This window comes from Arthrobacter sp. Y3223166 (assembly GCF_059090935.1).
The window spans coordinates 1-12,170 of sequence record NZ_JBNHGE010000061.1 but is presented as its reverse complement, the minus strand read 5'-3'; the positions used below and the strand labels follow the sequence as shown (position 1 = coordinate 12,170).

The following is a 12,170-nucleotide window of genomic DNA, read 5'->3' as shown; positions in this document are numbered from 1 at the left end:
ACCCCGGAGCCGTTGCGCGCGGCAGCCCGGCCTGGACTCAGACGACGCCCGGCGGCAGCCCGGCGGCGCACGAGGCGGCAGCCCGGCGGAGTACCAGAGGGGCCACCCATGCGGGACGCGGAGGGCCCCGGGGCGTGAGGAGCCGCACATTCGGGCCCCGACGGGCGGGCGCGTTCGCCCGTGACGGCCGGCACTTTCCGCCCCGCCACCGCGCCCAGCGGTGCCGGAACTGCCCGGCGCAGTGCGACAAACCGGCCAACTGTACCGCCGTCCGGCGCGTTACGAGGCGGTTCGGCGATGTGTCAGGTGTGTTTCTTAGATCCCGCTTCTTATGGTTTTCTGTGTGAGGGCCCGCAGCAACCTGAGTGCCCCCATACGTCAGCTAGTGAAGGGACGCACCCATGGATGCCCACCTGCTTGAAGTCCGCGACGAAGTCTTCCGGCGCAATCCAGGCGAAACGGAATTCCACCAGGCCGTCACCGAAGTCTTCGAAACCCTCGAGCCGCTGTCCGCCCGGCACCCCGAATATTCCGACGCCGCCATCCTGCAGCGCATCTGCGAGCCCGAACGCCAGATCATCTTCCGCGTGCCCTGGGTGGACGACGCCGGCAACGTCCAGATCAACCGCGGCTTCCGCGTGGAGTTCAACTCCGCGCTTGGCCCCTACAAGGGCGGCCTGCGCTTCCACCCCTCGGTCTACCTGGGCATCATCAAGTTCCTGGGCTTCGAGCAGATCTTCAAGAATGCCTTGACCGGCATGCCCATCGGCGGCGGCAAGGGCGGGTCCGACTTCGATCCGCGCGGCCGGTCCGACGGCGAGGTCATGCGCTTCTGCCAGTCCTTCATGACGGAGCTCTACCGCCACATCGGCGAATACACCGACGTTCCGGCCGGGGACATGGGCGTGGGCACCCGCGAAATCGGCTACCTGTTCGGCCAGTACAAGCGCATCACCAACCGCTACGAGTCAGGCGTCCTCACCGGCAAGGGCATCGGCTGGGGCGGCTCGCTGGTCCGCCCGGAAGCCACCGGGTACGGCGCGGTGCTGTTCGCGCAGGAAATGCTCAAAACCCGCGGGCAGAGCCTGGACGGGCAGCGCGTGGCCATCTCCGGCTCCGGCAACGTGGCCATCAACGCCGTCGAAAAGGCGCAGGAACTCGGCGCCACGGTCGTCACCGCCTCCGACTCCGGCGGCTACATCGTCGACGAGGCCGGCATCGACGTCGAACTGCTGCGCCAGATCAAGGAAGTCGAGCGGGGCCGCATTTCGGAGTACGCCGAGCGCCGCGGCTCTGCCGTGCACTACGTGGCCGACGGCAACATCTGGGACGTCGACTGCACCGTGGCGCTGCCGTGCGCCACCCAGAACGAGCTGGACGAGAAATCCGCCCGGCGCCTGGTGGAGTCCGGGCTGGTCGCCGTCGCCGAGGGCGCCAACATGCCGTGCACGAGCGAAGCCGCCTCCATCTTCCAGGACGCGGGCCTGCTGTTCGGCCCGGGCAAGGCCGCGAATGCCGGCGGCGTGGCCACCTCCGCCCTGGAGATGCAGCAGAACGCCAGCCGCGACGCCTGGACCTTCGAGTACACGGAGCAGCGCCTGACGGACATCATGGTCGGCATCCACGACCGCTGCGCCGAGACCGCCGAGGAATACGGCATGCCCGGCAACTACGTGGCGGGCGCGAACATCTCCGGCTTCAAAAAGGTAGCCGACGCCATGCTCGCCCTGGGCCTCATCTAAGGCAGCCCACACAGCCAAGCACTGATGACGACGACGGTGCCCGCCACGGCGGGCACCGTTTCGTTCTGGTGGTGTGCGGGTCATCCCGCGGGTCCGGGCAGGCTTGACGGACGTTCCGGCCCGGCCTCCGCGGCGGCGGGACGCCCCGAGTAAGCTCACCCCATGGTGCAAAGACTCATCGGGCTGGACATCGGCGGCAGCAAGACACACGGCATCCGGCTGGACGACGGCTTGCCGGTCGCCGAAGCCACGGCGGGCAGCGCCAACGTGCAGAACGCCAGCCCCGCCCAGGCCGCCGCGGCCCTCGCCGAGGTCTTCGGCCGGCTCGGCGCGACCGGGATCACGGCGGTCTACGCAGGGGCGGGCGGAATCGACACCGAGGGCGACGCCGCGGCGCTGCGCGCCCTGATCGCCCCGCTGGCCCACGGGGCGGTCGTCCATGTTGTCCACGACACCCGCCTGGTGCTCGCCGCCGGACGCCTCCGCACCGGGATCGGCGTGGTCGCCGGAACCGGATCGTCCGTGTGGGGCATCAACGAGGCCGGGCTTGAGGTCCGCGCCGGCGGCTGGGGGCACCTGTTGGGCGATGAGGGCAGCGGCTACTGGCTGGGGCGGGAAGCCGTCCGGCACGCACTCGCCCGCCTGGATGCGGGCCTGCGGCGGGACCGGCTCACGGACCTGCTGCTGGACGACTGCGGGCTGCAGGAGCCGGCCGAGCTGATAGCGCTGTTCCACTCGGCGAAAACCGACCGGCGGTTTTGGGCGGGCAAGTCCCGCCTGGTGGTGGCCGCCGCCGACGGCGCCGATCCGGCGGCAGAGGCGATCGTCGACCGCGCGGCCGCCGACCTGGCCAGCCAGATTGCCCTGGTCGCCCGGCGGCTGGGCATGGGCGGCCCGGTGGTGCTCGGCGGCGGGCTGGGCATGAACGTCCCGCGGTTCCAACGCTCGCTCGCCGCCGCACTGGAACCGCACGGGATCGCAGACCTCCGCCCGCTGGACCGGGAACCGGTCTTCGGCATCGACGTGCTGGCCGGCCTGGCCTGAGCGGCCGGCGCCCCACACCTACGGATGCAGAAGCCGGCGCCCCGCCGTCGTCATAATCTGTCATGTCCCGGGCCCGCGTTTTCCTTCCCCCGCGGACCGGGCGTACAGTTCCGGGTATGACGACTCGTTGGTATGCGTATTTTGCGTTGGCTCTGGAGGGGCCTGACGTAACCGCCTAGCGCCTACGCATACCAACCTTCAGAGCCAACAGGGCAGAGATGATTCTCTGCCCTTCGCCATTTCTCCGGCGGGTTCTGTAGCGAAGTCCCGCCGCCAACAGACGGGACACCGACCATGAATTCAGCAGCCAACCAGCTCTTGGAAACCGAAGCGCCGACGCCGGCCGGCGTCGCAGCCGCCGACCCGGCCTCGCCGCGCAGCACGAACAACCTGCGGGTGGGCGGCTTCAGCCCGCTGCCGTCACCGGGCGAGGTGCTGCAGGAACAGCCCCTGACCGCCGAGGCCGCCGCCGTCGTCGCCCGCGGCCGGGAGGACATCCGGGCGGTCATGGACGGGGTGGACGACCGGCTCCTGGTGATCGTGGGACCGTGCTCGATCCACGACACCGCGGCGGGCCTGGACTACGCGCGCCGCCTGGCGCAGGTGGCACGTGAGCACCGCGAAGAGCTGCTGATCGTGATGCGCACGTACTTCGAGAAACCGCGGACCACGGTGGGCTGGAAGGGGCTGATCAACGACCCGCGGCTGGACGGCTCCCATGACATCGCCGCTGGCCTGCGGCTGGCGCGGACGTTCCTGCTGGAGGTGGCGGAGCTCGGCCTGCCGGTGGCCACGGAGTTCCTGGAACCGATCAGCCCGCAGTACCTGGCGGACCTGGTCAGCTGGGGAGCGATCGGTGCGCGCACCACCGAAAGCCAGATCCACCGCCAGTTGGTCTCGGGGCTCTCCATGCCGGTGGGTTTCAAGAACGGCACGGACGGCGGGCTGCAGGTTGCGCTCGACGCCTGCCACGCTGCGGCCGCGGCACAGGTGTTCCTGGGGATCGACGGCGAGGGACGGGCGGCGCTGGTCTCCACCAACGGCAACCCCGACACCCACGTGATCCTGCGCGGCGGCGCCAGCGGCCCGAACTACGGAGCCCAGGAGGTGGCGGCCGCGTCCGCGGCGCTGGCCGAAGCCGGCCTGAATCCGCGGCTGATCGTGGACGCCAGCCACGCCAACAGTGGCAAGAGCCACCACCGCCAGGCCGAGGTGGCGCTGGAGATCGCCGCGCAGGTCGAAGCTGGCGGCAGCGCCATCGCCGGCCTGATGCTGGAGAGCTTCCTGGTGGGCGGGGCACAGAAACTGGAGGTGTCCCAGGACGGCGGGGGAGCGGCGTTGGTTTACGGGCAGAGTGTCACGGATGCCTGCATGGAGTGGGACGTCACGGCGGATGTGCTGGCCCAGCTGGCGTCGGCCGCGGGGAACCGCGCCACGAAAGCGGCCCGAGGGTAAAAGGCCGTGCTTGGTTAAAATGCTTAAGCTACAGTGTGCACTTTCACTTTTGCCACAACAGCCTCTAAAGTATCTAGGAAGACGGTTGTTGGGGCGGGGCAAGGCGGCACGCCGCCGGTGTTGCTTACAGTAAAGGAACAGTGCGTAATGGCTGACGAGAACAATTTCTCGAGTGTGCGCTTCTTGACGGTGTCGGAAGTGGCCGCGGTCATGCGCGTGTCCAAGATGACCGTTTACCGCTTGGTGCATTCGGGCGAGATGCCCGCCGTGCGCTTTGGACGTTCCTATCGGGTGCCCGAATCGGCCGTGGAGGAGTACCTGCGCGGCGCCGTGATCGACCGGGAGACCGGGACGGCCTGACGCTCCGGAGCGGGCCGGCTGCCGTCCGACGGTCAAAGCGGGGGGCGCGGAGGCGGTACCCTGTTAAGGAACGTTTTACGTCATCGTCGAAAACCGTGAGTTGACGTGTGCCCCGCCGGGCACCGGCAGCTGACGAAACTATCAGTGAATGAGGGACTCGTGGGTTCAGTTATCAAGAAGCGCCGCAAGCGTATGGCCAAGAAGAAGCACCGTAAGCTGCTTCGCAAGACCCGTCACCAGCGCCGCAACAAGAAGTAGGACCGACAACCGGTTCCCTTTTCTTCCAAGGCCCGCCAGGAAACTGGCGGGCCTTGTGCCGTTAACCGGTTTTCATCCCCGCCGGCGTGGGTCCGGCCGTTACGCCGCCGGTCGCCGGAATCTGTTGACCCCGCGCCAGAGACCGTAGACCGCGCCGGCACCGGTGGCGGCCTTGAGACCCAAGGTGGCCGCCCGCCGGCCGCTCCTGTAGTCGTAGACCGGCCAGTTGTTCTCCCGGGCGTGCCGGCGCAGCCTGGCGTCCGGGTTGATCGCCACCGGGTTGCCCACCAGGGTCAGCAGCGGGACGTCGTTGTAGGAGTCGCTGTAGGCCCAGCAACGCGCCAGGTCCATGCCTTGGCGGATGGCCAACTCCTCGACCGCGACAGCCTTGGCCGGCCCGTGCAGGATGTCCCCGATGAGTCGTCCGGTGTAGGCACCGTCTTCGGTTTCACCCACCGTGCCCAGGGCGCCCGTCAGGCCCAGCCGGTCGGCGATGACGGCGGCCACTTCAACCGGCGTGGCCGTGACCAGCCAGACCTTGCGGCCCACCCGCAGGTGTTGGTCCGCCAGGGCCCTGGTTCCGGGCCAGATCTTGGAGGCGATGACTTCGTCGTAGACCTCGTCGCCCAGTTGTTTGACGTCGTCGCTCAGCAGGCCGGTGGCAAGGGCCAGTGCCGTGTCGCGGATCGACTGGATGTCCTTGAGGTTCTCACCCCGCATCAGGAAGCGGGCCTGTTTGAAGCCGAAACCGGCAGCGTCGCGCATCCGGAAGGCGCCGCTCTGGTACATCTTGCGGGCCACGTGGAACAGGCTGGCGCCGCGCATCAGGGTGTTGTCGACGTCGAAAAATGCCGCTTCCGTCCCCGGGTCCGTGGAGACCGAGGCGCGCTGTGCATGGCCGGCGGCGGTCTTGGGCATGCTTCGAGTCTAACGAGGCGCCGGAGATTGTCCGTTCAGCGCCACCGGCCGCTACCGTGGAAGGCATGAGTGGATCCGACACGCGCCCCGGGCACGAACTGGTGCTGCTGACCAAACCCGGCTGCCATCTGTGCCAGGCGGCACGGGAGACCGTCGGGGGCGTTGCGGGGGAGCTCGGTCTCGCCTGGGAAGAGAAGAACATCCTCGAGGACCCCGAGCTCGAACGGCGCTTCGCCGAGGAGATCCCCGTGGTCATGATCGACGGCGTCCAGCGGGACTTCTGGCACATCGATCCGGACCGGCTGCGACGGCTGCTCACACAGTAGTCCGGGGCGGCCCGGCCGGCGTCACAGGAGTTGGAGAGCGGCGCGGGGGAGCTTAATCTTGGGGGGACACAAGCCTGCGGTTGGACAGCCGCCGGCGGCACCCAGGACCCGGAACGGCTGGAAACGGCACGGCCGGAGCCCCGCAGCAGGCATCGGAGCGACAACAGTGACCCACCTCCCGGATACCGAGGCTGCCAAGCCATCCGGCCACGAGATCCCGCCGGCCGCGCTCGCACGCCTGACCATCTACCTCCGGGCCCTGAATTCGCTGGTGTCCGAGGGTACGGAACGCATATCGTCCGAGCAACTGGCCGAGGCCGCCGGCGTGAGCCCGCCCACCCTGCGCAAGGACCTTTCCTACCTCGGGTCGTTCGGTACCCGCGGCGTGGGCTACGACGTGCGGCTGGTCGGCCAGGAGATTGCCGCGGCCCTGGGGCTCACCCAGGACTGGAAAGTCGCGATTGTCGGCATCGGCAACCTGGGCCGGGCCCTGGCCGGCTACTCCGGATTCACCACCAAGGGCTTCGGAGTCGTGGCGCTCTTCGACGCGGATCCGCAGGTCGTCGGGTCGGAGGTCTCCGGGATGCGCGTCAGCCCGATCGGTGACTTGGAACTTATCCTGCGCCAGACCGGCACCAACATGGCGGTCCTGGCCGTGCCCGCCGGTGCGGCCCAGGGGCTCTGCGACCGGCTCGTCGAAGCCGGCGTCACGAGCATTCTCAGCTTCGCGCCGGCGGTGTTGCAGGTTCCGGCATCCGTGCAGTTGCGCAAGGTGGACATGGCCACCGAACTGCAGATCCTGGCGTACCACGCGCAACGGGCGCAGGCGACGGAGCACGGCTGAACACTGCTGCGCCCCGCCGGGTTCCGGCCGTCAGGCGGCCGGAACCCGCTCCCGGTCAGCGGCCGTAGACGCCGAACTTGTGCGCCTTGGTGGCCTGGAAGAACCTGTTCGACGCCGGCAGGAACAGCAGCACGATCGCCGCGATGCCCAGCAGCACGGACAAGGTGCCGAACCAGATGTTGAAGAGTCCGAACAGCGAGAGCGCGGCGAACACCGCGCCGGTGATGCGGGCCCAGTTCTTGCCCGCCTTCACGCCGAAGGCCACCATCAGGTACAGCCCGACGGCGATCACCGCGGTGATGACGATGAACACTCCTGCCGTACCCCTCATCATTTCCGCCAGCTCGGCGTCGGAGAACTGGCCGCCCTGCTCGCCCAGGGCTTCGCGGACCGACGGGTCGTTGAGCACCATCGCCATGGTGCCGTCCAGGTTCGCCAGTTCCGTCAGCATTTCAATGGCGGTCAGCACGGCGGCAGCAATGATCAACCAGAAGGCAATGACGACCTCGCGCGGCGCCGTGGGTTTGGCGGCGGTCTGCGCCTGCCCGCCGGGGTAGCCGTACTGGCCGGGCACGGCGTTCTGGTAGCCGTACGGGGACTGCCCGTACTGCTGGCCGTACGGGGGCTGTCCCTGCTGGCCCTGGCCGTACGGCTGCTGCCCGTACTGTTGTCCATACTGGGGTCCGGACTGCGGCGGGTTCTGCCCGTACTGCGGGGCGTTTTGCCCGTAGGGAGGCTGCTCCGAGCCGGGCTGCTGAGGCGCGTTCTGGCCGTATTGCGGCAGGTTCTGCCCGTACCGGGGCTGTTCCTGGCCTCCGGGCCGGCCCTCCCCGTCACCGGGCTGGTTCGGTTCGTTTACTGGGGTGCTCATGGCCGGTTCCTTTTCATCTCATCCACACGGGTCGCCCTCGGTCCGGCAGGCCTGCGCGCCGGCCGCAGAGGTGCTTGGCAGCTGTTAAGGCAACACTACAATGCAGGCCAGTGCCGCGGCGGTCGGCCGGAAGGATGATTTTCTTCCCGGGCAGGCAGCGGGGCCAGACACTACACCCCCACGGGCGGACAGCGGGGCTTTTGGGCAAACACCGGCGGTTTGAGACACTTGTACCCATGCCCGAAGCTACCGTCCACCTGCTCCGCCACGGCGAGGTCCACAACCCCGGCCGCGTGCTTTACGGCAGGCTGCCGAGCTTCAGGCTGTCCGCGCTGGGCCAGGAAATGGCCGAGTGTGCCGCCGGCTACTTTTCCGAACGCCGCGACGACGGCGCCAGGATCAGCTACCTGGTGGCCTCGCCGTTGACCCGGGCCCAGGAGACCGCGGCCCCGACCGCCAAGGCCCTCGGCCTCGAGATCGTCACCGACGAGCGGATCATCGAAGCCGAGAACCACTTCGAGGGGCTGGCGGACATCCGCTCGCACCTGAACCAGCCCCGGCACTGGCCGCACCTCTACAATCCCTTCCGGCCGTCCTGGGGGGAGCCGTACGCGGCGCAGGCCGCCCGGATGCGCGAGGCCATCGACGACGCCCGCCGGATAGCCGTGGAACGCGGCGGGGAGGGCGCCGAGGCGGTCCTGGTCAGCCACCAGCTCCCCATCTGGGTGACCCGGCTGGCCGCCGAGGGCAAACGGCTCTGGCATGATCCCCGCCGCCGCCAGTGCACGCTGGCCTCGGTGACTTCCCTGGAGTTCGACGGCGGCCGCCTCGCCGGGGTGCGCTACGCCGAGCCGTGCGCCCACCTCCTGCCCGGTGCGGCGAACCTGCCCGGAGCATAATAGAATTACTACGCGTTGTAGAAGTGGGACACCCCCAACCCCACGAAGAAAAGTGTGACTGTGACTGCCGATAACCCCCGTTCGTTCAATCGCCGTACCGCGTTCAAAGTCGGTGCGGGGCTGCTGGGCGCCCTCTCGCTCGCCGCGTGTTCCGTCGAGGATCCGTTGGCCCAGCAGGCCAACGCCGGCGACAACAAGAACTACATCGCCGGCGACGGCTCGGTCACCGAGTACGCGCCCGACTCGCGCGGCGAACCCGTCCAGCTGACCGCCAAGCTCTTCGACGGCACCACCGTCGATGCGGCCGACTGGGTCGGTCAGGTGACGGTCCTTAACTTCTGGTACGCCTCCTGCGCGCCCTGCCGGCTGGAAGCTCCGGACCTGCAGGCGTTGAGCGAGGAATTCGCCGACGGCGCCCGGTTCTACGGCGTCAACATCCGGGACGAGCGCCCCACGGCAGAGGCCTTCGAGCGCAACTTCGGGGTGACGTACCCCAGCTTCATGGACAAGAACGGCGACGTCCTGCTGGCGATGACCGCCTACGTGCCCCCGCAGGCCGTCCCCACCACGCTGGTGCTGGACAAGGAGGGCCGCGTCGCCGCCCGGATCCTGGGCGTGGCGGACAAGGGCACGCTCCGGGCCCTGATTAAAGACGCAGTGGCCGCCTAGCAATGGGGTGGGCGACGGCCGCGCTGCCGATGACTGTGGGCGGCGCCTTCGGCGACACGGTGCTCAACGGCTCCGTGCTGCTGGCAATCCCCGTGGCCATGTTGGCCGGGCTGGTCTCCTTCCTGTCCCCGTGCGTGCTGCCGCTGGTGCCCGGCTACCTGGGCTACGTCACCGGCCTGACCGGCGTGGATCTTGAACGCCAGCGCCGCGGCCGGATGTTCGCCGGCATTGGTTTGTTCGTGTTGGGCTTTTCCATCGTCTTCGTGATCATCGGGGCGATCTTCGGCCAGCTCGGGGCCTGGTTGAAGGGAAGCGAAGCCGGCTGGGTCACCCAGGTGCTGGGCGTCGTCGTCGTCGCCATGGGCATCATCTTCATGGGCGGGCTGTCCTACTTCCAGCGGGACCGCAAGATCCAGTCGCGGCCGCCGGCCGGGCTGTGGGGGGCACCGGTCCTCGGCATGACGTTCGGGCTGGGCTGGGCGCCCTGTATCGGCCCCACCTTCTCGGCCGTGCAGGCGCTGGCCTACTCGGGCGGCGCCGATGCGGCCAAGGGTGCGTTCCTGGCCTTCGTGTACTGCCTGGGACTGGGGGTTCCGTTCCTGCTGATCGCGCTCGGCGTGCGGCGGGGGATGGGCGCCATGGCGTTCTTCCGCCGGCACCGGTTGTTCCTGCAGCGGGCCGGCGGCGCCATGCTGGTGGTTTTGGGCCTGCTGATGGCCAGCGGGTTATGGGGAGACTGGGTGACGCAATTGCAGGACTGGTTTGCAAATGAAGTGAGGCTCCCGATCTGATGAGTCAGACACCCGAAGGCGCTGGACGCCACGACCAAGCCGATGCCCCCGCAGCGGCCGGACCGGGGACGGATCGCGGCGGCCGGACCGTGAAGGACCGCAGGCCCGCCGACGACCGGAAACGCAACCGCGGCCGCGACGACGTTGCCGTCCCCGCGCTGGGTCTCGCCGGCATGCTGCGCTGGGCCTGGACCCAGCTGACGAGCATGCGCACCGCGCTGTTCCTCCTGCTGCTGCTGGCCGTGGCCGCGGTGCCCGGCTCGCTGTTCCCGCAGCGCCCCGCCAACCCCGCCGTCGTGACCCAGTACATTGCGGACAATCCCGCGGTCGGGCCGTGGCTGGACCGCTTCCAGCTCTTCGACGTCTACTCCTCGGTGTGGTTCTCGGCCATCTACCTGCTGCTCTTCCTGTCGCTGATCGGCTGCGTCATCCCGCGCGCCATCCAGCACTACAAGGCCATGCGGTCGCAGCCGCCCAGGACTCCCCGCCGGTTGTCCCGGCTGCCCGAGTACGGGTCCATGGCGGTCCCCGCGGACGCCGGCGTTTCCGCCCGCTCCGCCGTCGAGGACGCCGCCCGCTTGCTGAAGCGCCGCGGGTACCGGGTGGATGTGCGCGACGCGGACACCGACCGGCCCTCCGTGGGAGCGGAGCGCGGCTTCGCCAAGGAGATCGGCAACCTGGTCTTCCATACCTCGCTGATCGGCGTGCTGGTGTCCGTCGCCATCGGCGGGCAGTTCGGCTACACGGGCCAGCGGATCCTGGTCGAGGGCGAAACGTTCGTGAATTCGCTCATCGGCTACGACAGCTTCAATCCGGGAACCGGGTTCACCGAGGACCGGCTGGAGCCGTTCTCCATGCGCCTCGACGAGTTCGATGTGGTCTTCGACCGGGAATCACCGACCCACTACGGCCAGCCGCTCGACTTCACCGCCACCCTGACCGTGCGCGCCGAGCCAGGGGCGCCCGAGGAGCAGCAGGTGCTGAAAATCAACCACCCGCTGACACTCGGCGGAACGAACGTGTACCTCATGGGCAACGGCTACGCGCCGGTCGTGACCATCCGGGACGGCGAGGGCAACATCGCCCACCAGGGTCCCGTCATCGCGATCCCGAACGACGGCGCCTACACCTCCACGCTGGTGATCAAGGCGCCGGACGCGCAGCCGGAACAGCTGGGCTTCGTGGGGTTCTTCCTCCCGACCGCGATGGAGGGCGAAGACGGGGTGGCCTACGGCAGCGACCCCGATCCCATGAACCCCCGGTTGTACCTGAACTCCTATTACGGGGACCTGGGCCTGGACAACGGCGACCCCAAGAACGTCTACGTCCTGGACACGACCGAGCTGACCGTCCTCAACGACCGCAACCAGGAGGACGGGGGCATCGAACTCGCCGCCTACGAAACGGCGGAACTGCCCAACGGGATGGGCAGCGTCACGTTCGACGGCCTCGTCCGCTATGCGGCGCTGGACATCCACCATGATCCCGGCAAGGTCGGTGCCCTTGTGTTCTCCTCGCTGGCCCTGGCCGGCCTGGGCGCCTCCCTGTTCATCGGCCGCCGCCGCGTCTGGGTGCGGGCCGGCACCCACGAGGACGGCCGCACCATGGTCGAATGGGGCCTGCTGGCCCGGGGCGAGGACCACCGGCTGGCCCCGGAAGCGGCCGCCCTCAGCAAACTCTTCCGCACCCAGTGGCTGACGGATGCCGCCCCCGGGGCGCACAATAGCAAGAGCGCCGCCGGCGTTGACAACCACTAAGGACATCTCTTCCCATGCCCACGATTGACCAGACCATGGCCCAGTACAGCGAGCTGTTCATCCTGCTCGGTGCGATGGCCTTCACCGTCGCCTTCATCGCCTTTTGCTGGGATTTGGTGACATCCAGCAAGACCATCAAGGCGGTGGAAGACCGGCTGGCCGCCGGGCACGACGCGGCCGAGCAGGGCGTGCTCGTCGGCGCCGCCGGTGCGGCGTCGGCAGCTGCAGGCGCGAGG

General features: G+C 68.8%; 13 protein-coding genes and 1 pseudogene. 12 read left to right on the top strand and 2 right to left on the bottom strand.

Annotation, left to right across the window (positions count from 1 at the left end):
• The first annotated feature begins 401 nt into the window (after window positions 1–401).
• The 5 genes from gdhA (at window position 402) to AC5RUH_RS15975 (ending at window position 4,859) form a co-directional block, all read left to right on the top strand.
• Entirely contained in the window at window positions 402–1,742 is a 1,341-nt protein-coding gene (gene gdhA / locus AC5RUH_RS15995) for an NADP-specific glutamate dehydrogenase (protein ID WP_494012832.1), read from the top strand.
• A 162-nt stretch (window positions 1,743–1,904) separates the two neighbouring features.
• Window positions 1,905–2,786, top strand: coding sequence for an N-acetylglucosamine kinase (locus tag AC5RUH_RS15990; protein WP_494012831.1), 882 nt, complete (start codon window positions 1,905–1,907; stop codon window positions 2,784–2,786).
• 294 nt (window positions 2,787–3,080) lie between these two features.
• Window positions 3,081–4,241 (top strand): 3-deoxy-7-phosphoheptulonate synthase, encoded by a 1,161-nt coding sequence (locus tag AC5RUH_RS15985; protein WP_494012830.1) that lies wholly within the window; start codon window positions 3,081–3,083, stop codon window positions 4,239–4,241.
• Window positions 4,242–4,388: 147 nt separating this feature from the next.
• Window positions 4,389–4,601, top strand: coding sequence for a helix-turn-helix domain-containing protein (locus AC5RUH_RS15980; protein ID WP_493978048.1), 213 nt, complete (start codon window positions 4,389–4,391; stop codon window positions 4,599–4,601).
• A 159-nt stretch (window positions 4,602–4,760) separates the two neighbouring features.
• A complete protein-coding gene (locus AC5RUH_RS15975) occupies window positions 4,761–4,859 on the top strand; it encodes a 30S ribosomal protein bS22 (protein WP_003792170.1) in 99 nt (32 codons plus the stop codon).
• A 99-nt stretch (window positions 4,860–4,958) separates the two neighbouring features.
• Here AC5RUH_RS15975 and AC5RUH_RS15970 read toward each other — a convergent pair whose 3' ends face one another.
• On the bottom strand, window positions 4,959–5,777 hold the full coding sequence (locus tag AC5RUH_RS15970) for an HAD family hydrolase (protein ID WP_494012829.1): 819 nt from the start codon (window positions 5,775–5,777) through the stop codon (window positions 4,959–4,961).
• A gap of 65 nt (window positions 5,778–5,842) precedes the next feature.
• On the opposite strand from AC5RUH_RS15970, the gene AC5RUH_RS15965 reads away from it, so the two are divergent.
• Entirely contained in the window at window positions 5,843–6,103 is a 261-nt protein-coding gene (locus tag AC5RUH_RS15965; RefSeq protein ID WP_494012828.1) for a glutaredoxin family protein, read from the top strand.
• Window positions 6,104–6,269: 166 nt separating this feature from the next.
• Window positions 6,270–6,947: a redox-sensing transcriptional repressor Rex gene (locus AC5RUH_RS15960; protein WP_494129074.1), complete on the top strand. Its 678-nt coding sequence runs from the start codon at window positions 6,270–6,272 to the stop codon at window positions 6,945–6,947.
• 55 nt (window positions 6,948–7,002) lie between these two features.
• Here AC5RUH_RS15960 and AC5RUH_RS15955 read toward each other — a convergent pair whose 3' ends face one another.
• The gene (locus AC5RUH_RS15955) at window positions 7,003–7,818 is read right to left on the bottom strand and encodes a hypothetical protein (RefSeq protein ID WP_494129073.1); all 816 of its coding nucleotides are present in this window, start codon (window positions 7,816–7,818) and stop codon (window positions 7,003–7,005) included.
• A gap of 236 nt (window positions 7,819–8,054) precedes the next feature.
• Here AC5RUH_RS15955 and AC5RUH_RS15950 point away from each other — a divergent pair, with 236 nt between their 5' ends.
• The 5 genes and pseudogenes from AC5RUH_RS15950 to AC5RUH_RS15930 form a co-directional block, all read left to right on the top strand.
• Window positions 8,055–8,717 (top strand): histidine phosphatase family protein, encoded by a 663-nt coding sequence (locus AC5RUH_RS15950; RefSeq protein WP_494129072.1) that lies wholly within the window; start codon window positions 8,055–8,057, stop codon window positions 8,715–8,717.
• Between the two features lie 54 nt (window positions 8,718–8,771).
• Window positions 8,772–9,386 (top strand): TlpA family protein disulfide reductase, encoded by a 615-nt coding sequence (locus AC5RUH_RS15945; RefSeq protein ID WP_494129071.1) that lies wholly within the window; start codon window positions 8,772–8,774, stop codon window positions 9,384–9,386.
• Between the two features lie 2 nt (window positions 9,387–9,388).
• Window positions 9,389–10,177 carry a cytochrome c biogenesis CcdA family protein gene (locus AC5RUH_RS15940; RefSeq protein ID WP_494000626.1) on the top strand — a complete coding sequence of 263 codons (789 nt, stop codon included), beginning with the start codon at window positions 9,389–9,391 and terminating at the stop codon, window positions 10,175–10,177.
• A gap of 173 nt (window positions 10,178–10,350) precedes the next feature.
• Window positions 10,351–11,934 (top strand): cytochrome c biogenesis protein ResB, encoded by a 1,584-nt coding sequence (gene resB, locus AC5RUH_RS15935; protein ID WP_494110206.1) that lies wholly within the window; start codon window positions 10,351–10,353, stop codon window positions 11,932–11,934.
• Window positions 11,935–11,948: 14 nt separating this feature from the next.
• Window positions 11,949–12,170: pseudogene (locus AC5RUH_RS15930) on the top strand (c-type cytochrome biogenesis protein CcsB); the annotation flags it as partial.

Bases quoted from the DNA above. Each gene is read 5' to 3' on its own strand.
- AC5RUH_RS15940 (WP_494000626.1), top strand. From the start codon at position 9,389: ATGGGGTGGGCGACGGCCGCGCTGCCGATGACTGTGGGCGGCGCCTTC.
- gdhA (WP_494012832.1), top strand. From the start codon at position 402: ATGGATGCCCACCTGCTTGAAGTCCGCGACGAAGTCTTCCGGCGCAAT.
- AC5RUH_RS15985 (WP_494012830.1), top strand. From the start codon at position 3,081: ATGAATTCAGCAGCCAACCAGCTCTTGGAAACCGAAGCGCCGACGCCG.
- AC5RUH_RS15965 (WP_494012828.1), top strand. From the start codon at position 5,843: ATGAGTGGATCCGACACGCGCCCCGGGCACGAACTGGTGCTGCTGACC.
- AC5RUH_RS15990 (WP_494012831.1), top strand. From the start codon at position 1,905: ATGGTGCAAAGACTCATCGGGCTGGACATCGGCGGCAGCAAGACACAC.
- resB (WP_494110206.1), top strand. From the start codon at position 10,351: ATGCTGCGCTGGGCCTGGACCCAGCTGACGAGCATGCGCACCGCGCTG.
- AC5RUH_RS15950 (WP_494129072.1), top strand. From the start codon at position 8,055: ATGCCCGAAGCTACCGTCCACCTGCTCCGCCACGGCGAGGTCCACAAC.
- AC5RUH_RS15980 (WP_493978048.1), top strand. From the start codon at position 4,389: ATGGCTGACGAGAACAATTTCTCGAGTGTGCGCTTCTTGACGGTGTCG.
- AC5RUH_RS15955 (WP_494129073.1), bottom strand. From the start codon at position 7,818: ATGAGCACCCCAGTAAACGAACCGAACCAGCCCGGTGACGGGGAGGGC.
- AC5RUH_RS15970 (WP_494012829.1), bottom strand. From the start codon at position 5,777: ATGCCCAAGACCGCCGCCGGCCATGCACAGCGCGCCTCGGTCTCCACG.